Source organism: Pantoea sp. GM01 (assembly GCF_000282675.1).
In the GTDB taxonomy this organism is placed as follows: Bacteria; Pseudomonadota; Gammaproteobacteria; order Enterobacterales; family Enterobacteriaceae; genus Pantoea; species Pantoea nemavictus.
Window position 1 is genome coordinate 111,065 of sequence record NZ_AKIU01000026.1, and the last position, 24,340, is coordinate 135,404.

23 protein-coding genes are annotated in these 24,340 nt (G+C 57.0%); 5 read left to right on the plus strand and 18 right to left on the minus strand.

What is annotated here, in order from left to right:
- Positions 1–74: 74 nt before the first annotated feature.
- On the minus strand, positions 75–1,079 hold the full coding sequence (locus PMI17_RS05825) for a phosphotransferase enzyme family protein (protein WP_007887045.1): 1,005 nt from the start codon (positions 1,077–1,079) through the stop codon (positions 75–77).
- Positions 1,080–1,338: 259 nt separating this feature from the next.
- Between PMI17_RS05825 and eat the strand changes: the two genes are divergently transcribed.
- On the plus strand, positions 1,339–2,703 hold the full coding sequence (gene eat, locus PMI17_RS05830; protein WP_007887049.1) for an ethanolamine permease: 1,365 nt from the start codon (positions 1,339–1,341) through the stop codon (positions 2,701–2,703).
- 179 nt (positions 2,704–2,882) lie between these two features.
- On the opposite strand, the gene mak is transcribed toward eat, so the two are convergent.
- Positions 2,883–3,794: a fructokinase gene (gene mak / locus PMI17_RS05835; protein ID WP_007887050.1), complete on the minus strand. Its 912-nt coding sequence runs from the start codon at positions 3,792–3,794 to the stop codon at positions 2,883–2,885.
- 145 nt (positions 3,795–3,939) lie between these two features.
- Here mak and rdgC point away from each other — a divergent pair, with 145 nt between their 5' ends.
- Positions 3,940–4,851 carry a recombination-associated protein RdgC gene (rdgC, locus tag PMI17_RS05840; RefSeq protein WP_007887051.1) on the plus strand — a complete coding sequence of 304 codons (912 nt, stop codon included), beginning with the start codon at positions 3,940–3,942 and terminating at the stop codon, positions 4,849–4,851.
- A 203-nt stretch (positions 4,852–5,054) separates the two neighbouring features.
- Here the strand turns inward: rdgC and ppnP are convergent, their stop codons facing one another.
- From ppnP to aroL, 7 genes are all read right to left on the minus strand, one after another.
- Positions 5,055–5,339 carry a pyrimidine/purine nucleoside phosphorylase gene (gene ppnP / locus PMI17_RS05845; RefSeq protein WP_007887052.1) on the minus strand — a complete coding sequence of 95 codons (285 nt, stop codon included), beginning with the start codon at positions 5,337–5,339 and terminating at the stop codon, positions 5,055–5,057.
- A gap of 104 nt (positions 5,340–5,443) precedes the next feature.
- Positions 5,444–6,121, minus strand: coding sequence for an AroM family protein (locus PMI17_RS05850; RefSeq protein WP_036620377.1), 678 nt, complete (start codon positions 6,119–6,121; stop codon positions 5,444–5,446).
- A gap of 2 nt (positions 6,122–6,123) precedes the next feature.
- A complete protein-coding gene (locus PMI17_RS05855; protein WP_007887054.1) occupies positions 6,124–7,056 on the minus strand; it encodes a DUF1177 domain-containing protein in 933 nt (310 codons plus the stop codon).
- Between the two features lie 15 nt (positions 7,057–7,071).
- A complete protein-coding gene (locus PMI17_RS05860; protein WP_007887055.1) occupies positions 7,072–8,631 on the minus strand; it encodes an OPT/YSL family transporter in 1,560 nt (519 codons plus the stop codon).
- A gap of 190 nt (positions 8,632–8,821) precedes the next feature.
- The gene (locus PMI17_RS05865; RefSeq protein ID WP_007887056.1) at positions 8,822–9,574 is read right to left on the minus strand and encodes an IclR family transcriptional regulator; all 753 of its coding nucleotides are present in this window, start codon (positions 9,572–9,574) and stop codon (positions 8,822–8,824) included.
- A gap of 356 nt (positions 9,575–9,930) precedes the next feature.
- Entirely contained in the window at positions 9,931–10,122 is a 192-nt protein-coding gene (locus tag PMI17_RS05870) for a YaiA family protein (RefSeq protein WP_007887060.1), read from the minus strand.
- A 108-nt stretch (positions 10,123–10,230) separates the two neighbouring features.
- Positions 10,231–10,755, minus strand: a complete 525-nt coding sequence (gene aroL / locus PMI17_RS05875; RefSeq protein ID WP_007887061.1) for a shikimate kinase AroL — start codon at positions 10,753–10,755, stop codon at positions 10,231–10,233.
- 284 nt (positions 10,756–11,039) lie between these two features.
- Here aroL and PMI17_RS05880 point away from each other — a divergent pair, with 284 nt between their 5' ends.
- Complete coding sequence (locus tag PMI17_RS05880) at positions 11,040–11,738, plus strand: DUF2076 domain-containing protein (protein ID WP_007887062.1); 699 nt, start codon at positions 11,040–11,042, stop codon at positions 11,736–11,738.
- Here the strand turns inward: PMI17_RS05880 and PMI17_RS05885 are convergent, their stop codons facing one another.
- A complete protein-coding gene (locus PMI17_RS05885) occupies positions 11,739–12,182 on the minus strand; it encodes a YaiI/YqxD family protein (protein ID WP_007887063.1) in 444 nt (147 codons plus the stop codon).
- Between the two features lie 147 nt (positions 12,183–12,329).
- Between PMI17_RS05885 and proC the strand changes: the two genes are divergently transcribed.
- Positions 12,330–13,142, plus strand: coding sequence for a pyrroline-5-carboxylate reductase (proC, locus tag PMI17_RS05890; RefSeq protein WP_007887064.1), 813 nt, complete (start codon positions 12,330–12,332; stop codon positions 13,140–13,142).
- Between the two features lie 173 nt (positions 13,143–13,315).
- On the opposite strand, the gene PMI17_RS05895 is transcribed toward proC, so the two are convergent.
- The 7 genes from PMI17_RS05895 to PMI17_RS25500 all read right to left on the minus strand — a co-directional run bounded on the left by PMI17_RS05895 (position 13,316) and on the right by PMI17_RS25500 (position 19,751).
- Positions 13,316–14,842 carry an FAD-dependent oxidoreductase gene (locus PMI17_RS05895; RefSeq protein WP_007887067.1) on the minus strand — a complete coding sequence of 509 codons (1,527 nt, stop codon included), beginning with the start codon at positions 14,840–14,842 and terminating at the stop codon, positions 13,316–13,318.
- A 145-nt stretch (positions 14,843–14,987) separates the two neighbouring features.
- Positions 14,988–16,154, minus strand: coding sequence for an N-acetylglucosamine-6-phosphate deacetylase (locus PMI17_RS05900; RefSeq protein WP_007887068.1), 1,167 nt, complete (start codon positions 16,152–16,154; stop codon positions 14,988–14,990).
- A complete protein-coding gene (locus PMI17_RS05905; RefSeq protein ID WP_007887069.1) occupies positions 16,147–16,920 on the minus strand; it encodes a glucosamine-6-phosphate deaminase in 774 nt (257 codons plus the stop codon). The genes PMI17_RS05900 and PMI17_RS05905 overlap by 8 nt, the downstream gene beginning before the upstream one ends.
- 1 nt (position 16,921) lies before the next feature.
- On the minus strand, positions 16,922–18,445 hold the full coding sequence (locus PMI17_RS05910; RefSeq protein ID WP_007887070.1) for a sodium:solute symporter family protein: 1,524 nt from the start codon (positions 18,443–18,445) through the stop codon (positions 16,922–16,924).
- A gap of 290 nt (positions 18,446–18,735) precedes the next feature.
- A complete protein-coding gene (locus PMI17_RS05915; protein WP_007887071.1) occupies positions 18,736–19,038 on the minus strand; it encodes a PsiF family protein in 303 nt (100 codons plus the stop codon).
- Between the two features lie 102 nt (positions 19,039–19,140).
- Entirely contained in the window at positions 19,141–19,395 is a 255-nt protein-coding gene (iraP, locus tag PMI17_RS05920) for an anti-adapter protein IraP (protein WP_007887073.1), read from the minus strand.
- A 209-nt stretch (positions 19,396–19,604) separates the two neighbouring features.
- Complete coding sequence (locus PMI17_RS25500) at positions 19,605–19,751, minus strand: hypothetical protein (RefSeq protein ID WP_007887074.1); 147 nt, start codon at positions 19,749–19,751, stop codon at positions 19,605–19,607.
- A gap of 252 nt (positions 19,752–20,003) precedes the next feature.
- Between PMI17_RS25500 and PMI17_RS05925 the strand changes: the two genes are divergently transcribed.
- The gene (locus PMI17_RS05925) at positions 20,004–23,084 is read left to right on the plus strand and encodes a beta-galactosidase (RefSeq protein WP_007887075.1); all 3,081 of its coding nucleotides are present in this window, start codon (positions 20,004–20,006) and stop codon (positions 23,082–23,084) included.
- On the opposite strand, the gene PMI17_RS05930 is transcribed toward PMI17_RS05925, so the two are convergent.
- The gene (locus PMI17_RS05930) at positions 23,023–24,327 is read right to left on the minus strand and encodes a multidrug efflux MFS transporter (protein WP_036620351.1); all 1,305 of its coding nucleotides are present in this window, start codon (positions 24,325–24,327) and stop codon (positions 23,023–23,025) included. The two genes, PMI17_RS05925 and PMI17_RS05930, sit on opposite strands and share 62 nt — an antisense overlap.
- Positions 24,328–24,340 lie beyond the last annotated feature (13 nt).

Below are 24,340 nucleotides of genomic sequence, written 5' to 3' on the forward strand. Positions count from 1 at the left end.
AGTGAGTGACATTACGCCATAAATGGCGGCCTTCCGTGCGCCGCAACGACGCAGCGCTGCTCACTGCTGGTGCATCAGACGCCGACCGGCAGCTGATTGGTTTCCAGATAACGACGACAGAGACGCACGGAATGATCGGCCCACTGCGGCCCCAGACTGAGCGCCATCTCCGTTTCCGCGTGCGATCCCATCCACGCCGTCATCTGAATGCGGCGCTGGATCAACAGCGTCGGCACCAGCGCCATCTCTTCATCGCTGATGTGCGCCACTTTTTCGTAGCCGAGGATCCAGTTATCCACCCATTCGGCGGCGCGGGGATGATGCTCCACGAAACTGATCGCTGCCGCCAGATCGTGCAGATACCAGCCGAGCCCGCAGTCATCGAAATCGATCACCCGCGTTTCGCCTTTGTGCAGCAGCAGATTGGTCAGACGTAGATCGGCGTGGATCAAACCATAACGATCCGCGCCTTTGCCAAAGCCTTGCAGCTCCTGTCCCACGCGCGCCACCGCGGCAGCGACGATGCCGTGATCGGCCGGATTGAGGTTCGGCGCATCCTGCCAGCGCCCCCAATGGCTGCGATCGCTGACCATGGTGTGATGATCCCAGATAATGCGCTGGAAACCGGCCGGTTTCTGCCAGCTGCGGCTGTGCTGGTGCAGGCGCGCGGTGATGTGACCGAGCTGCTGAAAGGCTTTGGGATCGACATCCGTGGTTGGCATCTCGCCCTCGATCCAGTGGAACAGCACCGCGTAGCGCTCGGCGCCGTTGGCCATCGCTAACGTCAACACGGTTTCGCCATCGCTGGCCGCAATCGCCTGCGGCACCATAATGCCGATGTCGCGCAGCGCATCCAGCCACAGCAGTTCGCTTTGAATGTCTGCTTTGCTGTGATAGTTGGGGCGATGCAAACGCAGCGCATAACGCTTGCCCGCCGCCTGCAACAGAAAGGTGGCATTTTCCGAGCGGCACAGCAGCTTCAGGTCGCCGCGCAGCGCGGCGGGATAAGCGGCCAGCGCCTGATGCGCCAGCCGGGTGATTTCAGCATCGGTTAAGCTATCGGATTGTTCGGCACTCATTCATCAGTCTCCAGCATCAAGCAGGTGTTATCAGCATGGGATGACGTCGTCCTGACTGCTTGACCGCAGACCAGTCAAAGTTGACCGCAGCGTGCATCTGGCACTTTTCTTGCTGGCGAGTTGACCGTGGAGGACAAAACTCACTGCGCCCGCGTCAAGTTTTCCCGCGTACGGCAGCGGCATTATCACTTCACTGTAGCGCAAAGATAAAAAAGCGCGGTGAAGCTGCCGCACCAACAACGACGACGGGGAGAAGATGATGACGAATAAGCTCAAACCCACGCTGGGCACCCTGCATTTGTGGGGCATCGCGGTTGGACTGGTGATTTCCGGTGAGTATTTCGGCTGGAGTTACGGCTGGGGCGTGGCGGGCACGCTGGGATTTCTGATTACCACCGCGATGATCGCCACCCTGTATACCTGCTTCATTTTCAGCTTTACCGAACTGACCACGGCGATTCCGCATGCGGGCGGCCCGTTTGCTTATAGCCGCCGCGCGTTCGGCGAAACTGGTGGGTTGATTGCCGGCCTGGCGACGCTGATTGAGTTCGTGTTCGCGCCGCCCGCCATCGCCATGGCGATTGGCGCCTACCTTAACGTGCAATATCCCGACCTCAATCCGAAAACGGCAGCGGTAGGTGCTTATATCGTCTTTATGACCTTGAACATTCTTGGCGTAAAGCTGGCAGCGATGTTTGAACTGGTGGTCACCGTGCTGGCGGTGCTCGAGCTGCTGGTGTTTATGGGCGTGGTGTCGCCGGGCTTCAGCCTTGCCAACTTTGCCGCTAATGGCTGGGCGGGTAGCGATAGCTTCGGTATGCCAGCGATGTCGGGCATTTTTGCCGCCATTCCTTTCGCCATCTGGTTTTTCCTGGCGATTGAAGGCGCTGCGATGGCGGCCGAAGAAGCCAAAGATCCGAAGCGCACCATTCCCAAAGCCTATATCACCGGCATTATCACGCTGGTGGTGCTGGCGATTGGCGTGATGCTGCTGGCCGGTGGCGCAGGCGACTGGCGTAAGCTATCGGATATCAACGATCCGCTGCCGCAGGCGATGAAGTTGATTGTTGGTGAGAACTCCAACTGGATGCACATGCTGGTGTGGATCGGTTTGTTTGGTCTGATTGCCAGCTTCCACGGCATTATTCTTGGCTATTCGCGGCAGTTCTTCGCCCTCGCCCGCGCCGGTTATCTGCCACAAAGTCTGGCGAAACTGTCACGCTTCCAGACGCCGCACCGCGCGATTATCGCCGGTGGTTTGATTGGTATCGCCGCGATTTACAGCGATGGCTTCATCAATTTGCAGGGCATGACCTTGACCGCCGCGATGATCACCATGGCGGTGTTCGGCGCTATTGTGATGTATCTGATGAGCATGCTGAGCCTGTTTAAACTGCGCCGCACCGCTCCAGAGATGGAACGCAGCTTCCGCGCGCCGGGCTATCCGATTGTGCCGGGTATTGCGCTGGTGCTGTCGCTGGTGTGTCTGGTGGCAATGCTGTGGTTTAACCCGGTAATTGGCGGATTGTTTGTGGCGATTATGGCGGTGGGGTATGTCTACTTCCTGGCAACTAAATCACAGCGCGACAACGCGCCGCCGGATTCGATGTTAGTAGGTGAGTGAGTATGTGCTGGCTGTCCCCCATCCCGGCCTTCCCCCGCAAGCGGGGGAAGGAGACGCTGCCATATGCAGCTTCATAACTCACATATAGCAGCATCTTCCTCCCCCATTTATGGGGGAGGACCGAGGTGGGGGGCAACCAGCACGGTACGAAGAGGGGGACAGCCAGCACACAACGCACCCTAACCCTTCACCGGCCACAGCCATGCGGCCCCGCGCACACCGCTTGAATCACCGTGCACCGCCTTCAACACCGGCGTTTCACACTCACGGCCAAACACCCACTGTTTCATCAGCGCCGGCACGGTTTGATACAGCCGATCGTTATTGCTCATCCCGCCGCCCAGCACAATCACATCCGGATCAAGCAAATTCACTACCTGCGCCAGCGATTTCGCCAGACGCATTTCGTAGCGATTCATCGCCAGTTCCGCCACGGGGTCCTGCTGCTCAATCAGCTTGATGATTTCTGCGCCTTTCAATGCCTTACCGCTCAAACGCTGATAATCGATGGCAAAGCCGGTGCCCGAAACAAATGTCTCGATACAGCCCTGCAACCCGCAATAACACGGCACTTCCGCGCGGTGACGCAGTTCATCTTCGTCCATCCACGGCAGCGGATTATGGCCCCATTCGCCGGCGTTACCGTTACCGCCGATGCGTGACTCGCCGCCAATCGCCACGCCCGCGCCTGAACCTGTGCCGATGATCACTGCAAACACCAGCGGCTGGCCCGCGCCTGCACCATCCACCGCTTCGGAAACCGCCAGACAATTCGCGTCATTGGCGATGCGCACGTCACGATTCAGCGCCTGCGCCAAATCCTTATCCAGCGGCTGTCCGTTCAGCCAGGTAGAGTTAGCATTTTTCACCCGCTGCGTATAAGGCGAAAGGGTGCCGGGAATGCCAATGCCCACCGTGCCCTGCTGTCCGGTCTTCTCCTCCGCCAGCAACACCAAATCGACAATCGCCTGAACCGTGGCAGCGTAGTCATCACGCGGCGTATTGACGCGGTGACGGAACAACTCTTGTCCCTGATCGGACAGGGCAATCACTTCAATTTTAGTGCCGCCTAAATCAATCCCAATACGCACGCTTTATTCCTCATTATTCGTTCTGGTGACAAATACAGTAGAAGGCTGAATCGGGAAAGGCAATGAAACGAATCCGATGTTTCGCTATCATGCGCGCTGACTTTGAGACTTGTGCGCCCGATCGCACCCACGGTAAGGAATCCCGATGTTGTGGTTTAAAAATATGATGGTTTATCGTCTGAATCGTGACATCCCGCTGTCCGCAGACGATTTGGAAAAGCAGCTCGACGCCTTCACCTTTTCACCGTGCGGCAGCCAGGATATGGCGAAAACCGGTTGGGTATCACCGATGGGCAACCGCAGCGAAGCGCTGACGCATGAGATTAACGGTCAGATCGTAATCTGTGCGCGTACTGAACAAAAGATCCTGCCATCGCCGGTGGTGAAACAGGCGCTGGAAGCCAAAATCGACAAGCTGGAGGCGGAACAGAGCCGCAAGCTGAAGAAGACTGAGAAAGACTCGCTGAAAGATGAAGTGCTGCATAGCCTGCTGCCGCGCGCATTTAGCCGCTTCAGCCAGACCTTTATGTGGATCGACACTGTCAACAATCTGATCATCGTTGACTGCGCCAGCGCCAAAAAAGCCGAAGATACGCTGGCACTGCTGCGTAAAAGCCTCGGTTCATTGCCGGTGGTGCCGCTGACGCTGGAGAATCCGATCGAGCTGACGCTGACCGAATGGGTGCGTTCCGGTGAATTGCCGGCTGGTTTTGCCTTGATGGATGAAGCCGAGCTGAAAGCGATGCTGGAAGATGGCGGCGTGATCCGCTGCAAGAAACAGGATCTGATCTCCGATGAAATCGCCACGCATATTGAAGCCGGTAAAGTGGTCACCAAGCTGGCGCTCGACTGGCAGGAGCGCATTCAGTTTGTCATTGCCGACGATGCTTCGGTGAAACGCCTGAAGTTTAGCGACACGCTGCGTGAGCAGAATGATGACATCGATCGCGACGATTTCGCTCAACGTTTCGATGCTGATTTCATTCTGATGAGCAGCGAACTGGCCGCGCTGATCGCTAACCTGATAGAAGCCTTAGGCGGCGAAGCGAAGCGTTAAAACGGTGCACAATTAAAGCAAAAAACCTGCAATCCAAAACAGAATCGCAGGTTTAGAACCATCTAGCGCACAGAATTTTACCCTAAATAATTCGCGTTGCAGGAAGGCGGCAAGGGTGAGAATCCCCAGGAGCTTACTAAAGTAAGTGACTGGGGTGAGCACACGCAGCCAACGCATCTGCAGCGCGAAGTATGACGGGTAAATCAGAGGTAGCGGCACAGATAAGATGAAGGCTCGGCTACCTGCAGATGGAATTCGCTCTGGCCCGGAACGCTGAAGACGGAACCGGCTTCGTACCATTTCCACTCGGTTTCGCCCGGCAGCAGCACTTTCAGTGCGCCGCTGACTACCGTCATCTCTTCCGGCTGAGCGGTACCGAAGGTGTATTCACCTTCCGCCATCACGCCAACGCTGGCACGGCCAATGGTCACGCTGTCGAAACCAATGGATTTCACTTTTCCGTCGAAATACTCACTCGTATTGAGCATATTACTTCCTCACAGCACATTATCGTGACTGGCAGATTACTAAGGAACTCGCTGATCTGTCACGCGAAATAGCGCCACCGATCGTAAGTTGTGATCTATCCGCCTTAGACGATCAACTCTGCCGCCAGCTTGGCCACCAGCACGTTCGACAGCAGTACCGGAATGCCCAACATTTTTTGCAGGAAATCCCGATGCTTCTGGTGATAGCCGATGCAATCCAGCACCACCACATCCGCGCCCTGCTCCTGCAACGACAACCCGGCTTCCACCAAATCGGCCTGCTCGGCCAGATACGGGCTGGCCACGGCAAAGCACGGTGGGCTCGTCAGGTTGCGCCACTTGTTGGCCTGCTCGGCAATCTGCTCTTCGACCGGCACCACGATGCCGACTTTATGCTCTTGCACAATCGCGCGCACCAGCGGCGGGATGATGCGATCCGGCTCCAGCAATAAAGCGGATTGCGTTTTCAGCGTGCCGAACTCGCCGGTGCACAGCAGCAGAATGGTGTCGTAGCCCTGCTGTTCCAGCGCGGTGATTTTACGCTGCAGTCCCTGCTCCACTTTTGGTCCCGACAGACGCACCTGCTCGCCGCTGGTCATGCGCGAGACCAGCACTTTATCGCCCGGCGCGGGCGCATACTGCTGCTCGACCTCGGCCAGCGTCAGGCCGTCGAGTAGCCCGGCATGTGCTATCTGATCGGCGGGCAGATGTTCCTGCAGCAGCGGCAAGATGTCGCTGCGCGGTGATTGACCAATGGTAAGTGTGACCAGGGAGGTATTCATCATCAGGCTTTCCGGTTACGCAAGTGGCTGAGACTACCATACAAAGATAGCAGCACAGCGTACTCTTGCGCGTCATAGAACTGGCAGGTTTCGCGTCCGAACTCTTTCGCCACTTCCACCGCAAACTTCACCGCAGCGGCGATATCCACTTCGTGGCTGGCGCCGGTACCACAGCCCGGCACCACCGATTCCGCGCAGATCGCCACGCCCACGACCGGCACATCGGTGGCGGTGGAGGGCTGCAGAATGCTATTGAGGTGATAAACCCCGTTGCCGTAGGGCGTGATGTCCTGCGTGGTAATCGGGAACGTGACCGCCGGTTTGCCGCTGGTCATCTCCATGATGCGCAGTAAATCTTCCGACACGCGCAGGATGTAGCCCTCTTTCACCGTAGGCGACAGCGCGTAGCCTTTGTGATTCAGGATGCGGTTACCTTTGGTGGTGTCGATCGACAGAATTGCATCAACGCCAGCGATCACCTCATTGTCATTCATTGTGATGTCGTCGCACGGCGAATCCATGAAATCGACCGGTTCGTGCGGACGAGTGGGCGCATCCGGGCAGATGTGGGTGGTGATGATCACATCGCCCGCCAGCACATCGCCTTTGGTTTGCATCTGCGCCAGCTTCAGCGCACTGCTGACTGCCGCCACGGCACCATCCGCGTCAGACACCATACCAATCCGCGTTGGACGCGCACCGATGCCGCCAAGACGACCAATAATACCCAGCGTTGGCGCATTGCCGCCGTTGCGCTTGCCCTGCGCGCCGGGAATATCGATGCGAACGAAATCGGTACGCCCTTTTGGCCCACTGACGCGGGTAGTGCTGGCGCTAACGCCCGGATAAGCAGCGAACAAATCCACCACCTGTTGGCCATCAATGTAGGCGCTATCGAGTAACTCAAAGACCTGCAGTGTCTGCTGTAAACTCATAATGAATTCCCTGGATTATTTCTTAGTGCTACTGGCAAAGAGTGAATGGAAGAAACTGTAGAGCGCGTCGCCGGCGATAAATCCAGCGGCCATCACCTCCATCGGTGAACGTCCACGCTCGCCCCACACACGCAAAATGATGATTCGCAGCGCGATACCGATCATCACCGCCCAACCGGCAGCGGCGTTATTGATGAGCAAACCGGTCGCCAGCAGCACGCCGAGCTGACGTTTGGGTCCGCCGATTAACTGGATGATGGCGCCCGGAATTGCCCACATCAGCAGGTTACCGGCGATACCCGGCTCCGCCCCGGCCTGAATGGTTTTCGCGTAAACACGCGCCACCGGCGGCAACAGATTTTCGGCAAAGAAAATAGTATGCGCATACCACACCACCGGAATACAGATGACAAAGGCGATCATGGCGGCGATCAGCTGGATGCGGCGGCCCCACAGCTCCTGCTGCATATCTGCGCCGTTACCGCGCAGGATAAAGCCGGCTTTCAGGTCATAGCCCATGTCGGCAAATGCCGGGCCAGTTGCGGCGGTGAAACCACACAGCAGGCACAGCGCCAGCGGCGGGAAGCCGAGCAGAATGCCGAGAATCAGCGTAATCAGTGCCACCGCAAAGGCCGGGAACCAGCCGGAGTGCATGGCGGCGATGCCGACAATCAGTTCATGTACAAAGGCAGCAAAGGCGGCGTAAACAATAAACAACACCAGCATCGGCAGGCCCATCTGGCTCCACAAGCCACCTGCCAGCGCCAGCAGCGTGGAGATCACGATATAACCCACAGTGCCAAAGCCGAGCGAGCGCTTCACTTCGCTATCGCTGCGGCTGACGTTGATCTGGTCATTACGGCGACTGCGAATCACCTGCACCACCTGAATCAGCGCGACTAAACCGGCACCGACCATCACGCCGTGCGGAATATAAAGGGCGTTGATATCAATACCAGCAACCGGTTGCGCATACGCACGCAGCAGAAAACCGGTACCCAGCATACTCAGCGCCCAGATATTGCCGATAAACGCGGTACCAAACGCCGACATCGGAATCTTCAGCATCGAACCGACAATGCCGCCGACAATCCCCACCACCAGCAGCCACGCCTGACGACCGCCTTTATCCCCGGCTTTAATCGCTTCCGCTGCCGCCACGCCCGGCGGCCACGCATTGCTGGCGGGGAACACGCGCGTATCGAACAGACGATAGAGCAGATAAGCATCAAGCAGCATCGCCGCGCTGACGCCAACAAACAGCGGCAGCACCAGCTGCGGTTCACCCAGCGCCCACGGCACCGCAATCGGCATCAGCAGGCTGTTGGCGGCGCCAAAGGTGGCAGAAGAGATAGCGGTTTGCGCGAGGTTTTGGACTTCAATCGAACGATAGCGACGAAACCATTGCAGTGGAATGCGCGCCAGCAGCATGGCAAACAGCGCGCCGATAATAGAGGTATTGGGTGTCACCCCAATGGTGGTAATAAGCTGTACCCCAATAATGGCGCCTGCAACGGATAGCAGAACCAGCATTAAGGCAACGCCAACACTTTTTATTGGATTATTTTGACGCATGAGATCCCCGTATTTTCACCCTGTAGAAACGCCTTAAAATGCAATGCCCGACACGCGGGACATCCACATATTTATTTAATCGTTCCCTGATTATTGAAATAAGCAGGTCCGAAGACCTGCTATTTCCCTGGTGTGGCGCGAAGTATTACGCCTTAAAATCGTTAAGAGGGTTTCCCTGATTGATTCAGGGTTACGCGCCGTACTTTTCCGCCATTAGGGCGGCGGTGGCACGTAATTCGCTGAGCAGTGCTTCCGGGTAACCGGGCGCCGCTTCTTGCGATAAAAACGAGAGACAAAGCGCGGCACTTTCACCGCGATGTTTATTGGTCACGGCGACCGCCAGTGAGCTGATACCCGGCAGCGTCTCATTGCACGCCATTGCCCAGCCTTGCTGTCGAATCACGGCTAACTCTTTGCACAAATCATCCAGCGTTAGCGGTGAGTTCAGCGAAGCCGCCTGCCAGTTGCTGGCAAAACGATCGCGAACCTCTTCATCACTTAACTGCGCTAACAGCACGCGTCCGGTCGAAGTGCCGGTTAATGAAACGCGTGTGCCCGGCGGCGTAACGAGCTGGGTGAAGAAGCGACCGTGATACATCCGCATCACCAGCACATCGTCACCGTCCAGCACCGAGATGTAGCCCATGCAACCGCTGCTGGCCGCCAGACGCGCCATCGGCGCCGAGGCGCTATCAACCAACGGCGTCGAGAGATAGTGACCAGCAACCGACAGCAGCACGCGACCAATCTGGAAGCAGCGGCTCTCGGCATCACGCTCAAGTAAGCCTTCACTTTCCATCGTCGCTAACAGGCGCGATACGGTGCTTTTCGGCAACCCCAACGCATCCACCACCTCGGTAAACGTTAAGCCCGGATGGCCCTGCGCCACGCCAAAGCGCTGGAACAGCTTCAGTACGGCAGAGGCATTTTCGAGTGTGGTCATGGCGCCTGTTTCACTATGTGGAACCGAGTTCCTTTATCAAGACCCCGAAAGTAAAACGCGTGGCTTTATGCGTCAAGCGCAAATTTTTAGCCGGACAATACTTATGGAATTTAAGGCAGGAGAAAATACGGCAGAAAAACAGAATTGAATGACGTTATCAGGCGAGAAAGATATTTAGCAGGAAGGGATAGAGCTTATTGGGTAATGCGCAATATTTGGTTGAGTTTCTTTATCCTGAATAGTTCAAGCTGCAGGAAGGCGACAAATGCGTAAATCCCCAGGCGCTTACTTTAGTCAGTGACTGGGGAGAACACATCAAGCCAACGTATCTACAGCTTGAAATATGACGGATAACGTTAATCTTTTTCGGCATCCTCGTAGCGCTCTTTAGCATCCTGCGCTTCGGCCTGAGATTTATGTTCACTAATTAACGTATCGGGTTTGGGATGGTCGGCGCGTAATTCATACCAGGTCACGGTTTGATCTGACGAGCCTTTTTCAACAGTGACGATGCGCGCTTCACGCGGATAGGGTGGTTTCGTTGGCATAATTTTCCCTCTTCTCTCAGTTGTCCACGGGCAGCCGTGATCCTCTGCCTACCGTGAAGTATAGACAACGGAGGATCGCTGCAAAAAAAGAGAGAAAAATCTGAGGGTTTAGCTGGCGCGCGCCAGTGACAGCGACTGCAAAATTTGCTCAACCACGCGCTCGGGTGATTGCATCGCATTCACTTCATGGTGCGCGGTTTGACGATACAGATGCGCGCGTTCACGCAGGATATCGCCCATCTCTTCGGCAATCGGACGGCCGGTTAACGTCGGACGCTGCGCCGCTTCCGGCTGGTGTTCGAGACGTTGAGCTAAGACGTCCGATGGCGCATTGAGCCAAATCACCTGACCATGTTCACGCATAAAGCGACAGTTGGCTTCGGCCAACACCATGCCGCCGCCAGTGGCAATAACCGTATTTGGCGCGGTAACCGCACGCAGCGATTCGGTCTCACGGGCGCGAAAGCTCTCCCACCCTTCAGATGCCACAATCTCGGCCACGCTTCGCTGGGTGGTGAGTTGCAGATGGTGATCGGTATCGTTGAAGGCATAGCCCAGCGCTTGCGACAGCGCCTGGCCCACCGTGGTTTTACCGCAACCGCGTGCGCCGATCAGATAGATGGGTAATGACATCCAGGCTCATCCTCCGCCGTAATGTGCCGCACGGGCAACGTCATCAGGTCAATAATGCGTCGCATAATACCTGGATTTTATTTTATCAGCCACCCGCGAGGCACGATTTACGCGTATTTCAGTCACATCCTAGGCTATTCGATTGATTTACCAGCGGAAAACAATGCATGAATCGTGCATCGTCGAAAATGTAAGAGCGGGCAACATTTCCTTACCAGGCCGCTGATTTACTTTCCTGGGTCGCGCCCTCATATATTGAGTCATACCGTAAATGGAGGTTTCCCATGCAAAACGAAGAACAACAATTGATTGAAAGCCTGTTCAGCCGACTGAAACAGGCAGAAAGCCAAAGCGGCCCGCGTGATGCAGGCGCAGAGCAGTTGATCAAACAGCATTTACAGAATCAGCCTGGCGCGCCTTACTACATGTCGCAGGCGATCCTGATTCAGGAAGCGGCGCTGAAAAAGCTCAATGCACAGGTCACGGATCTGGAAAATCGTCTGGCGCAGGCGCAACAGCAACAGGCGCCACAGCAGAGCAGCGGCGGTTTTCTTTCAAGCCTGTTTGGCGGCGGTTCGCGTCCAGCAGCCTCTCAGCAGCAACCGGCCTGGGGCACGCCACCGCCGCAGCCTCAGCAGCAGTATGCGCCCCCGCCACAGCAGCAATACGGTGCAGCGCCGGCGCGCGGCACCGGCTTCCTCGGCGGCGCATTGCAAACGGCAGTTGGCGTGGCGGGTGGCGTGGTGATGGCGGATATGCTGACCAGCATGTTCCACCATTCGCAACCGGAAGAGATCGTTAACATCATTAACGAACCGGCGCTGCCGCAGGTCGATAACAGCCTCGATACCTTCAACGGCAACGACAGTAACAACGCATTTCTCAATGATAATTCGGGTTGGGATAACAACCTGGCGGATAACAATGATTTCGGCGATTTTAGCAGCGGTGGCGACTTTGACGACGATGACAGCTTCGTCTGATTAGCGCTGGCGTAACCACTTATCCAGTTCATTAGCAAACAGTTGGCGGTCGCGTTGGCTCAACGTCGACGGACCGCCACTCTGAATCCCGCTGGCACGCATCGTTTCCATAAAGTCACGCATGGTTAAGCGCTGACGAATGGTATCCGGCGAATAGCGTTCACCGCGCGGATTCAACGCCGCAGCGCCTTTCTCCAGCACTTCCGCTGCCAGCGGAATATCGCCGGTAATCACCAGCTCACCCGGCTGCACGCGTTTCACAATCTCATTATCGGCCACGTCAAAACCGGCAGCCACCTGCAGCGTTTTCAGCCACGGCGAAGGCGGCACGCGCAGCGGCTGGTTAGCGACAAACGTCACGGTGACTTTGGTGCGCTCCGCAGCGCGGTATAACACCTCTTTGATGACATTGGGACAGGCATCCGCATCAACCCAAATCGACATGATGACTCCTTTTTCGCAGACAATGAGGCTGATCTTGCCGTGCTGCGGCAGAATGGCAACTGTTTTTGCTGTCTGCCTGCCTTGTTATTAATCCTCGCTGACGTAAGCTTACCCCCACAGAAAATGAACCACTTAGAGGATAAAGCGATGCTGGAGAAAAAAATCGGGTTTGTCGGCTGCGGCAATATGGCGAAAGCTATCATCAGCGGACTGGTGAACAGCGGGCAGATCGCCCCGGCCAATATCCTGGTATTTGACCGCAAACCGGCCACCAATCAGGCGATGGCGCAACAGTACGGCATTACCGCCGCAGAGAGCGTTGAAAGCCTGGCGCGTGAAGTCGATATCCTGTTTGGCGCGGTGAAACCCAATGTGATTCTCAAAGTGCTGAAAGATCTTGCCGGTCAACTGAAAAAAGATGTGCTGGTGGTCTCGATTGCGGCGGGTGTGACGCTCGATTCATTGGCTTCTGTTTTAGGCCACGATCGCAAAATCATTCGCGTGATGCCCAATACGCCGTCGCTGGTGAATGAAGGCATGACGTCTGTGACGCCTAACGTGCTGGTGGAAGCGCATGAAGTGGATGAAGTGGTCGCCATTTTCGAGAGCTTCGGCAAAGCGGCGGTGGTGAATGAATATCTGATTCACGCGGTAGTTGGCGTAAGCGGTTCGGCACCGGCGTATGTATTTATGTTTATTGAAGCGATGGCGGATGCCGCGGTGCTCGGCGGCATGCCGCGTGCACAGGCGTATCAGTTCGCGGCGCAGGCGGTAAAAGGCTCAGCGCAGATGGTGCTGGAAACCGGCGAGCATCCGGGCGTGCTGAAAGATCGGGTGTGTTCGCCAGGCGGCACCACCATTGAAGCGGTAAAAGTGCTGGAAGAGAAAGGCTTCCGCGCCGCAGTGATTAACGCAATGCAGGCTTGCATGGCGAAGTCAGAGGCGTTGAGTAAGCAGTGATCGGTGCGGTCTTCCCCTCACCCTAGCCCTCTCCCGCAAGCGGGAGAGGGAACCGATCGAGCATGTTGCCGCATCTATCTCTCCTGCCAGCGGGAGAGGAAATAGTGAGCTCACGCGGCCCCTTCTCCCGCTGGCGGGAGAAGGTTGGGATGAGGGACAGCGCGCGCTGCACTCTACCCCTGATACGCCTCATACAGCGCAATCCCCTGCGCCAGCGTCATCGGGTGCTGCATCTCATGCACCAGCGCTGCCGTCAACGTATACAGCCCGGCAGAACACACCGCCGCAATCATCCCTTCGCGGCAATAGAAAGCGATAAAGCGCTTATCCTGCAGCGATCCCAGCAGGCGATAATCATCCCACTCCTCCGCATGCCCCAAATACTCATAACGTGTACCGTAATGCGCGGTCCAGAAGAACGGCACGCGGTCATACAATATCTGTTTACCCAACATATTCAGTGCCGCGATACGCCCCTGCTGATGTGCCACGCGATAGTGCTCAATGCGTTGCGGGCCACGCACCGAAGGGTAGCTGGCGATATCACCGGCCACCCAAATGTTATCCGCCACGCGTAGCTGACTGTCCGTCAGTAAGCTGCCATCCTCTTCGAGCGGCAGGTCGTGAATGAATTGGGTTGCGGGCACCACGCCGGTACCGAACAGCACCAAACTGGCCTCTACCGTCTTGCCACTTTTCAGGCGCACAGCGCTGACTTTGCCCTCGCCTTCCAGCGCCACGGGATCGCCCTCAACAAATTTCACCCCGTTGCTGCGGTGCAGATCGTAAAAGTGACGGCCAATCTCTTCGCCAAACTGTTTGGCAAACGGCAGCGGATGACGCGCAATCACCGTGACCTCAACATCACGATTACGTAGCGATCCGGCCATCTCCATGCCGATAAAGCTGTTGCCGATAATCACCAGCTGTTCGGTTTTATCCACCTCTTTCAGCAGTTCATCGGCCTGCTTGAGAGAGCGCAGCAGATGCACGCCGTCCAGATCCTTGCCTGCAATGTCCAGCGGTTGCGGCACGCCGCCGCTGGCAATCAGCAGTTGATCGAACTTCACCTGCTGACCGCCCTTAAGGATCAGCGTTTGCTCCAGCGCTTTCAGCTGCTCCACATCCCCCTGAATGCGCTGTACCGCGCCCAGGACATCCTGCTTGAGGAGTTTCGGCACCTCTTCAATTGCCATTTTGCCGGACGGCACAAACTTGCTTAGCGCCGTGCGATCGTAAGGTGCCTCTGATTCACGCTCGACCAACACAATCTGCCCGCTAAAACCTTCATCACGCAGCGTCCAGATCGCCGCGCTGCCCGCCGCGCCCGAACCTAAAATCACGCACACTGGCGAAGTTCCCTGAGCGGATGGTGCACTGGCGGGCGCCATCGCCTGCGGATTGACCAGCACTTTGCCCTGTTCAACCCGCACCGGATAACGTTTCAAATTGGCTAATGCCAGCGGCTCACACATCTGGCCATCCTGCAGCTGAAACACCGCTTTGTGCCACGGACAGATTAGCTTGTCACCACATACCGCGCCCTGCTCTAACGGCGCACCGGCATGCGGACATTTGGCCTGAAATGCCTGCACGCGCTCATCGTCACGAATCAACACCACATCGGTGTCGCCAACGGTAAATTTGGTGGGTTTGCGCTGCGCCAGCGACTTGAGTTCCACGACGGTTTGATAGCTCACGATAGGCCTCCTTTCTTCTGGTTTTTGATGTAGACAGCAAATCCCTACAAAGAGTAAGCCTGGCAAAGCGTGGTGATTTGTCCGCAATAACAAAGCGCAACGGTAGCTAACTGGTTGTTAAATAGTAAAAGATAATCTGCGATTGTCAGGCCGCTGCGTCATGTCGCCACACGCACTCGCCCTGTTTTACACAGCCGCGCAGCTGCACGCTGCCATCCGTTTGCGGTGCCAGCAGCAGCAGATCGGCGGGCGCTCCGGCAGCCAAACCCTGTTGCTGCGGCAGAGCGAGTTGGCACGCTGGTCGTATCGATGCCATCTCAATGGCTTGCGCCAGCGGAACCAACTTCTCGCGCAGCAGGAAGTTGACCCCGTCCAGTAGCCCGCGCGCTGAACCCGCCAGCAACTGCGGCGCATCCGCCAGACTCAAACGACCGCTGGCGCTAAGCTGCACGCGGCCACCGATGGCAGTGTGATAAATGCCCGGTGGCTGCCCAGCGAAGGACGTCACGTCACTGACCAGCAGCACCTGCTCGCCTTTGGCGCGCAAAAACACTTTCAGCACGTCCGGCGGCAGATGGTCGCCATCGGCAATCAGCGTGGCCGTCAGCGCATCTTCAGCCAGCTGCTGCCAGATGTAATTTGGATGCCGCGGCAGCTGCAGATGCGCGCCGTTGCCGAGATGGGTGGAAAGCGTAGCGCCGGCAGTTACCGCTGCGTGAATCTGCTCAGAGGTTGCCGCAGTATGACCAATCGCAACGCGCACCTGCTGCGCCACGCAATGCCGGATCAGCGCGTCGCTTTGCGGCCACTCCGGCGACAGCGTTAACAGCCGGATGCGCCGCTGCGCCGCCTGCTGCCAGCTATCGAACAGCGCGATATCCGGCGCGCGAATCGCCTTGCGCGGGTGCGCACCACGCGGCCCATCTTCTGGCGACAGAAACGGACCTTCCAGATGAAAACCCGCCACCGCACGCGCCACCTCAGGATGCTGCTGGCAAGCGCTGGCCAGCCGCTGCATCGCGTGCGTAATCTCTAGCGGACTGGCAGTGATTACCGTCGGCAAATAGCTGGTCACGCCCTGCTGCCACAGCGCGCGCGTGGCGTGCAGTACATCCTGCTCACTAAAAGGAAAGTGGTTAAAATCGACGCCCTGAAAACCGTTGACCTGCAGGTCGACAAAACCCGGCGCGAGGATAATATCGTCATCGAGTGCGCTCAGCGCGCGCACCTCAGCAATGCTGCCGTGCTGAATTTCCAGCTCGATGGGTTGCAGCGTGCGGTAATCACGGCCGCGCAAAATGGCGTTAGTCAAATGTCACCTCCGGGCAGGCAGCGCTATCGGTATACAGCGTGCAGTGCGGATGCTGGCGCAGCCGGGTTGCCGGACAAGCCGTGGAGATAGCGTCATTGAGCGTTGCCTGCACCGCCGCACGTTTGCTGGCGCCCGGCACCATGCAGAACAGGCGCGCCCCGCTCATCAAGGCTGGAATGGTCAGCGTCACCGCATGCGTCGGCACCGCCGCGAAGGTGGCAAAACAGCCATCGTTGACCTGCTGCTGGCGGCAGGCATCATCCAGTTGCACCACCTTAACGCTGTAAGGATCGCTGAAGTCTGCCACCGGCGGATCGTTAAAGGCTAAGTGGCCGTTCTCGCCAATCCCCAGACACACCACATCAATCGGCGCGGCGTTAAGCTGTTGACTATATGCAGAACAGATTGCCGCCGGATCGCCGCTGGAGGGAATCAGATGGACTTCGCCCGGCTGCACCACATCAAACAGGTGCTGACGCAGAAACTGGCTGAAACGCTGCGGCGCAGCGGGATCAAGTCCGATGTATTCATCCATGTGGAAGGCGTGAATGCGTGACCAGTCGATGTCCGGCGCCACAGCCAGCGCGGCAAGAAACTCGTTTTGCGACGGCGCAGCGGCAAACACCATACGCACCAGCGGTTGTGCACTCAGCCGCTGGCGCAGATACATCGCCACGTCCTGGGCTGCCTCAGCGCCTAACGCAGCGCGACTGGCGAAGCGTTTAACCTCCAAACGCTCCTTTTTTCCCTGTTGTAATAACGTCATGTTATCCCTCCTGAGAAACATTGGTTTTCTGCGGCCAGCGCTTATCGGCGGTCGCATCCTGATCCTGATTCAGGGCGTTCAGCAGCTGATCCACTTCCGGGCGAACCGGCGCACGGCGCAGCCAACCCATGGCGGTAAACAGCACCAGCGATGACATCACCGGCGCAGCGACCACCGTTGCAGTGCTGACATCGGTAAAGATAAATTTCACGCAGAAGAAGGTGCCAACCCCCACCGCCCAACTCACCAGCGCGGCGGCGCTACCGCTGCGACGAAAGGCCGGTAGCAGCCCGAGCAGCATCGGAATGGATATCGGACCGACCAGACCACCAAACCAGACGATCAGCAGTGACAGCACGCCGCCGAAATGGCTGGCGTTCATGGCAATCACCAGCGTGGTGATAATGAACAGAAAGGCGGTGAGTCGCGCCACCAGCAGCGAACTTTTACCGCGCTGAAAGCGCCTCGGCAGCATGCCCGGCAGAATATCGCGCGTGACGACGGCAGTAATGGCGTTGGCATCAGAGGAGGTCATCGATAGCGTATGCGTGAACATTGCCACCAGCACCAGCCCTACTAAGCCATTCGGCAGCAGTTCCATCGCCATCATCGAATAAGAGCGCGACGGATCGCTCAGGCCAGGAAACAGCAGCGGCGCTGCCCACATCGGCCAGAACAGAATTAACGGCCAGATAAGATAGAGTGCCGAGGAGAGCAGCGCCGCTTTGCGGGCATCGCGGCCGGCGGGCGCAGCAATAAAGCGCTGTGCCAGATTCCAGGTACCGCCGTTGTAACTCAGGGTATAGATGACGAAATAGGCGAGCACAAAGCCGAGGGTATAGGGTTCCTGAATGATCTGCGTATGGGTTGGCGGCAGCCGCTGCCAAATGGTGAACAGCTCGCCAAAACCGCCAAGATGCATCGCCACCGCCACCACCATTACAATGGCGGCGACAAACTGCACCACAAACTGACCGAAATCGTTGCAGGCATCGGCCCACAAGCCGCCCATCACGGTGTAAAACAAGCTGAGCGCCCCGGAAACACAAATACCTATCAGCGGATCGAGCCCGGTGAAAACGTTGATAATCACCGCAATCGCCGCCCACTTCGCGCCGACATCGAAGGTTTTCAGCAGCACCCCGCTCCACGCCAGCACCATCTGCGTTGGTAGGTTATAGCGCGTGGCGAGATACTCCATCGGCGATTCGATGTTCATATAAATGCGCAGTCGCGCCCAGCGCGGGGCAAAGAGACGCGAGCCAATCAGCACGGCGATGGCTATCGGGAAGGCCCACCAGAAATAGATGGTGATGCCCATGTTGTAAGCTACCGCCGCGTAAGCCACGAATACCGCAGCGCTGTAGCCCGACATGTGATGCGACACGCCCGACAACCACCACGGCATTTTTCCACCGGCGGCAAAAAAATCGCGCGTGCTGCCCACCTTGCGCATCGCCCACAGGGTAATAGCCACAATCATCAGCGCGTACAGCGCCATCACAGCATAATCAAGCACATTCATAGCAGACTCCACAGATAAAGGCTGCCCAACGAACGGTCTGGCTTCGCAGGGATTGAGCGGGTTTGACTGAATTAGTCATTATTTAGGACTAATGCATCCTGCCAGCGTTGTGGCGGCGTTTTTGTGATGAACATCCTGGTATGAGTTTTTCCTCTGACGTAATAAGTAAACCTGAATATATCCATGCTGCGGTTAACTGCAATAAGAAAGGGTTCATGATAAACATGAACCCTTAATATATTTCAGCTGCCGTTATCTAAAGGCATCGCACACTTCAGCCAATAATTAAATCAGCTCTTCTTCAGACATGAACTCATAAAGGTTTTACGCGCATCGCCAGTGAGCTTTTTATCGCCCGCATCAGCATTACAGGTTTTCATCTTCATTTGTTGCGGCGTCATATTGCCCATTTTGCTGTCTTTTTTCAGACAGTCACTCATAAAGCTTTTACGCGCATCGCCTTTCAGATTTTGTGTACCGGCACTTTGGTTACACGTGGTCATTTTTTCCTGCTGCGCGGTTTTCTCTGCCGCGCTCGCTCCGCCTGCAATCAGCAAGCCTGCTGTCATTATTGCCAAAAGACACGATTTCATTACCGGATTCTCCATAGCATTATTGCCCACAAAGCATGGCACGGAATAAGTCAATACGAGAAATCGATAACGACATTCGCCGGTAAAAACAGGCGAAAATCTTTATACCCGCGGATGGTCCAGCAGCTTCTCTACATAATTACGCAGCAGGGTGGTATCAGGCGTTTCAGCGGCAGGCGCCACGGGCGGCATCGCTAATTTAATACCGGTGGCAATTTCATGGAATTGTTCGGAGTTCAGTTTGCGCAGCATCGCGGTGACCACGATCTCTAACGCCTCTACCTGAACCACTAATTCTTTAGACTCTTCTTCTTTTTCAGCCAGCTTTAGAAGGAGTTCCGCAATCAGGTTTTTCATGCGACAAGCTCAATGAGAGAAGAAAAACAGACGTTAGCATTGAGCGGAATAAAACAACAACAATTATTCGGTATTTTGCGTAAAAAATAGATTAGCCGCAGCGCGAAAAAAGAGATGCAATATCAATATGTAACGGCGAAACGTTTCACTGGCGAGTCCTTTATTTATTGAAACGTTTCGCTGGCTAAATTAATTAACGCTGGCGCTCATTATTGCGGCCCCATAAAGCCACGTCCCGGCCCGCCACCGCCATGCCCATGACCGCCGCCCCAGCCGCCACCCGGAGGTGGGAAAATGCAACCGCTCAGCGCGGTGACCAGTGCCGCAACTGCGGCGAATTTAATCATACGAACCATAATTACCTCGGAATGGTGAAATCGGGCTGAGTGTATGAGGCCGCACCGGGCGCGACAATACAGAATTCTCCGCAACCCGGCGCTATTCATCTCCGCTCACCACGCTTAACAATTTACTGGCACTAAAGCGGCTAAAACATCACAAAGGCGCCATCACGGCCTGCCACTCAGCGCGCAAAATCGCGGCAGATGGCTTTACAGCCGAGGCAATTTCACGCAATGTGAGCGCATTACAAAATGTGAGATCTCATCATGACCTTATCTGCTGTGTCCCTCAGCGAAATTCTGGCGCGCCGTGACTGGGAAAATCCGGTGATCACCAGCCTAAACCGGCTGGATGCGCATCCTCCGTTTGCCAGTTGGCGCGATGAAACCCAGGCGCGTGACGATCGTCCTTCTCCCTCGCGGCTGATGCTGAATGGCCAATGGACCTTTAGCTACTTCACCCAACCTGAAGCGGTGCCGCAAAGCTGGCTGCTGCAGGATCTGCCGGACGCGCAAACGTTGCCGGTGCCCGCTAACTGGCAGCTACACGGCTTCGACGCCCCCATTTATACCAATGTGCAATATCCGATTCCGGTGACGCCGCCTTTTGTGCCGAAAGAAAATCCCACCGGATGTTATTCGCTCACATTCAAAGTGGATGATAACTGGCTGCAGCAGGGCCAGACGCGCATTATCTTTGATGGCGTGAATTCAGCTTTCTTCCTGTGGTGCAACGGACAATGGATCGGCTATTCGCAGGACAGCCGCCTGCCCGCTGAATTTGACCTCAGCCGCGCGCTGCAGCCAGGTCAGAATCGCTTAGCGGTGATGGTGCTGCGCTGGAGCGATGGCAGCTATCTGGAAGATCAGGATATGTGGCGCATGAGCGGCATCTTCCGTGACGTCAGCCTGTTGCATAAGCCAGCAACCCAGCTCGCCGATGTGCAGCTTGAAACCGCACTTAGCCCGGAATATCTGCGCGGTGACCTGCGTGTGAACGTCAGGATCCAGCCGGGCACACATCAGCCTGCGCAGTGTCGATTACGCGTCAGTTTGTGGCTCGGTGAAAAGTGCGTTGCTGAGCAGGAGCAGGTGCCGGGCAGCGACATCATTGATGAGCGCGGTCATTATCCCGAACGTGCGTTGCTGGTGCTGCCCATCACTCAGCCGCTGCTGTGGAGCGCCGAAACGCCGCATCTTTATCGCGCGGTGGTTGCCCTGCTGGATGAAAATGGCGCGTTGCTGGAAGCCGAAGCGTATGACGTTGGCTTCCGTCGCGTCAGCATTGAGAACGGCGAGCTGTGCCTGAACGGCAAACCGCTGCTGATTCGCGGCGTGAACCGCCACGAACATCATCCGGAAAATGGGCAGGTGGTGGATGAAGCCAGCATGCGGCGCGATATCGAACTGATGAAGCGCCACAACTTCAACGCGGTGCGCTGCGCTCACTATCCTAATCATCCGCTGTGGTATCGGCTGTGCGATGAGTACGGTTTGTACGTGGTGGATGAAGCCAATATTGAAACGCACGGCATGCAGCCGATGAACCGGCTCTCGAGCGATCCGCGTTGGTTCGCGGCCTACAGCGAGCGCGTGACGCGCATGGTGCAGCGCGACCGCAATCACGCCTGCATCATTATCTGGTCGCTGGGCAATGAATCCGGGCACGGTAGCACGCACGATGCGCTCTACCAGTGGGTGAAAAGCAGCGATCCTACACGTCCGGTGCAGTACGAAGGCGGCGGTGCGAATACCGCAGCCACTGATATCGTCTGTCCGATGTACGCGCGCGTCGATCAGGATCAGCCCTTCCCGGCCGTGCCAAAGTGGTCACTGAAAAAATGGATTGGCCTGCCGGGCGAAACGCGCCCGCTGATTCTGTGTGAATATGCGCATGCGATGGGCAACAGCTTGGGTGGTTTCGCCAAATACTGGCAGGCTTTCCGTCAGTTCCCGCGCCTGCAAGGCGGCTTCGTCTGGGACTGGGTCGATCAAAGCCTAACGCGCTATGACCATAATGGCGAGCCATGGCAAGCCTACGGCGGCGATTTTGGCGACACGCCGAACGATCGCCAGTTCTGCATGAATGGCCTGGTGTTTGCCGATCGCTCACCACATCCGGCGCTGTTTGAAGCCCAACGCGCACAGCAATTCTTCCAGTTTCAGCGCGATAGCCAGGATGCCTGGCGCTTTACCGTCACCAGCGAATATCTGTTCCGCCGTAGCGATAATGAAGTGCTGCGCTGGTCGATTGAGCAAGATGGCGTCGCCCTCGCCAGCGGTGAATTGCCGCTCGACCTCGCGCCACAAGGTAGCCAGTCGTTTACGCTGCCAGTCAGTGAGAAGCTGCAGGGCAACGCCTGGCTGAACCTGGCGGTTTATCAGCTCAACGCCACGCCGTGGTCTGAGGCCGAGGCGCGCGTCGCCTGGGATCAGTGGCCGCTGCCCGCCGCGTTACCTGAGCGCGTAGCTGAAATTAGCACCACCGCGCCCGAGCTGATCGCTAATCACGATCTGGTCGCGGTGGTGCTGCCGCAGCAGCGCTGGCACTTCTCCCGCCGCAGCGGCGAGCTGGTGCAATGGTTTGTTGATGATGCCGAAACGCTGTTATCGCCGCTGCAGGAGTGCTTTATACGTGCGCCAATTGATAACGACATTGGTACCAGCGAAGCCGCCAACGTTGATCCCAATGCGTGGATCGAGCGCTGGAAACGCGCGGGATATGATCAGCTGGAAGCGGTGCTGGTGGATATGCAGGTCGATAGCCTGAAACACAGCGTGCTGATTGAAACCTGGCATCAGTGGCAGGCTAACGGGCAACGGATCTTCACCAGTCACAAACGTTATCAGATCGGCAGCAACGGGGAGTTGTCGGTAAGCGTCAGCGTGGAGCAGGCGCCCGGCTTGCCGCCACCGGCCCGCATCGGTCTACGTTGTCAGTGGGTGAAAGCACCACAGCAGGTGAGCTGGCTCGGCTTAGGCCCGCACGAGAACTATCCAGATCGCCAGCTAGCAGCGCAGTTCTCGCGCTGGCAGTTGCCGCTGGCCGCGCTGAGCACCGCCTACGTATTCCCGGGTGAAAATGGCTTGCGCTGCGGCACGCATCAGTTGCAGAGCGGTGACTTGCAGGTCAGCGGCGACTTCGCTTTCTCGCTCAGTCGTTACAGCCTTGAACAGCTGCGCGCAACCTCGCATCGCCACTTATTACAGGAAGAGGATGGCTGCTGGCTGCACCTCGACGGCTTCCATATGGGCGTCGGCGGTGACGACTCCTGGAGCCCAAGCGTCAGCCCGGAGTTTTTGCTTTCTCAGCAGCGCTGGCACTACGCGCTGAAGTTGCGTCAGTAGGTTTTTCCGCCGCATCACGCTGGCTCCGCGGTGGAGTCAGCGTGGTTTTCGGGCGGCGATAGAAGCGACGCAGCAGCACCACGTTCACTAACACCACCATCGCCGTGGCGAAGAACACCCAGCGATATCCGGTGGCCGCTGATACCGCCGCGCCCAGCAGCGGCCCCGCAACATTTCCCAGGTACATAAACGATTGGTTATAGCCGAAAATGCGGCCGGTGATGTTATCGCGCGAATGACGCACCAGCAGCGTCTGCACCGCGGGCATCATGGCGCCATCGGCAAAACCGAGCAGGAAACGCAGCACGCCAAGTTGCGTGGCGCTGGTGACAAAGGACATCGCCACCAGCAGCACCAGCGAAACGATCATGGTGGCGATCAGAATACGTTGCGTACCAATGCGATCGCCGAGCTTGCCGAGCCGTGGCGCGGAGATCAGCGCCGACACGCCCGGCAGCGCGGCAATCACGCCACTGAGAAAGGCGATGTTTTGCGCATTCGGCGCCAGCTCGCGTACAAACAGCGTCAAAATCGGATTTACCGAGCCGTTGCACATCTGAATCACCATGGTGGTAACAAACAGGCACATCATCAGGCGCGGGTTATCGAGGCTACGAAACACCTCGCGGCCGCTCAGTTTGTCCTTCTTGCTCACCGGTGTATAACCGGTCTCTTTAATCAGGAATAGCGTGACGAGGAAGCTCACCATCAGCAATACCGCGGTGACGATAAACACCATGCGCAAACCGAGCCAGTCAGCCAGCAACCCGCCAATCATCGGTCCAAGGATCACGCCACTGATTTGCCCGGTAGAGACGCAGCTCAGCGCCCAGCCGCTGCGCTCGCGCGGCACCTGCGCCGCCACCAGCGCCATCGCATTGGGGATATAGCCAGAAGTGAGTCCCATCAGCGCACGCAGTAGCAGCAGTTGCCACGCCTGCGTAACAAACGCCTGCAACAGAATCACCGCGCCCATGCCGAATGACGCGCGCAGCAGCATCAGCTTGCGTCCTTTGCGGTCGGCAAGGCTGCCCCATAATGGCGCCACGGCGGCAGAAACAATGAAGGTGACGCTGAAGGTGAGTCCTGACCATACGCTCAGCGCGTTACCGCCATGAATCCCGAGTTCTTCAACATACAGCGGCAGGAAGGGAATGATCTGACTGATGGCGAGGCCGGTGAAAAAGCAGCCAAACCAGACTGATATCAGATTAACTTTCCAGGACTCGATGGAGCGTAACATGGGCGTGAGCATC

Coding starts and splice junctions, on each gene's coding strand:
- PMI17_RS05825 (WP_007887045.1), bottom strand. CDS start 1,079: ATGAGTGCCGAACAATCCGATAGCTTAACCGATGCTGAAATCACCCGG.
- PMI17_RS05930 (WP_036620351.1), bottom strand. CDS start 24,327: ATGTTACGCTCCATCGAGTCCTGGAAAGTTAATCTGATATCAGTCTGG.
- PMI17_RS05860 (WP_007887055.1), bottom strand. CDS start 8,631: ATGCGTCAAAATAATCCAATAAAAAGTGTTGGCGTTGCCTTAATGCTG.
- PMI17_RS05870 (WP_007887060.1), bottom strand. CDS start 10,122: ATGCCAACGAAACCACCCTATCCGCGTGAAGCGCGCATCGTCACTGTT.
- eat (WP_007887049.1), top strand. CDS start 1,339: ATGACGAATAAGCTCAAACCCACGCTGGGCACCCTGCATTTGTGGGGC.
- rdgC (WP_007887051.1), top strand. CDS start 3,940: ATGTTGTGGTTTAAAAATATGATGGTTTATCGTCTGAATCGTGACATC.
- PMI17_RS05880 (WP_007887062.1), top strand. CDS start 11,040: ATGCAAAACGAAGAACAACAATTGATTGAAAGCCTGTTCAGCCGACTG.
- aroL (WP_007887061.1), bottom strand. CDS start 10,755: ATGTCATTACCCATCTATCTGATCGGCGCACGCGGTTGCGGTAAAACC.
- PMI17_RS05905 (WP_007887069.1), bottom strand. CDS start 16,920: ATGACGTTATTACAACAGGGAAAAAAGGAGCGTTTGGAGGTTAAACGC.
- iraP (WP_007887073.1), bottom strand. CDS start 19,395: ATGAAAAACCTGATTGCGGAACTCCTTCTAAAGCTGGCTGAAAAAGAA.
- PMI17_RS25500 (WP_007887074.1), bottom strand. CDS start 19,751: ATGGTTCGTATGATTAAATTCGCCGCAGTTGCGGCACTGGTCACCGCG.
- PMI17_RS05855 (WP_007887054.1), bottom strand. CDS start 7,056: ATGAGTTTACAGCAGACACTGCAGGTCTTTGAGTTACTCGATAGCGCC.
- PMI17_RS05850 (WP_036620377.1), bottom strand. CDS start 6,121: ATGAATACCTCCCTGGTCACACTTACCATTGGTCAATCACCGCGCAGC.
- PMI17_RS05915 (WP_007887071.1), bottom strand. CDS start 19,038: ATGAAATCGTGTCTTTTGGCAATAATGACAGCAGGCTTGCTGATTGCA.
- PMI17_RS05865 (WP_007887056.1), bottom strand. CDS start 9,574: ATGACCACACTCGAAAATGCCTCTGCCGTACTGAAGCTGTTCCAGCGC.
- PMI17_RS05885 (WP_007887063.1), bottom strand. CDS start 12,182: ATGTCGATTTGGGTTGATGCGGATGCCTGTCCCAATGTCATCAAAGAG.
- PMI17_RS05925 (WP_007887075.1), top strand. CDS start 20,004: ATGACCTTATCTGCTGTGTCCCTCAGCGAAATTCTGGCGCGCCGTGAC.
- PMI17_RS05910 (WP_007887070.1), bottom strand. CDS start 18,445: ATGAATGTGCTTGATTATGCTGTGATGGCGCTGTACGCGCTGATGATT.
- proC (WP_007887064.1), top strand. CDS start 12,330: ATGCTGGAGAAAAAAATCGGGTTTGTCGGCTGCGGCAATATGGCGAAA.
- ppnP (WP_007887052.1), bottom strand. CDS start 5,339: ATGCTCAATACGAGTGAGTATTTCGACGGAAAAGTGAAATCCATTGGT.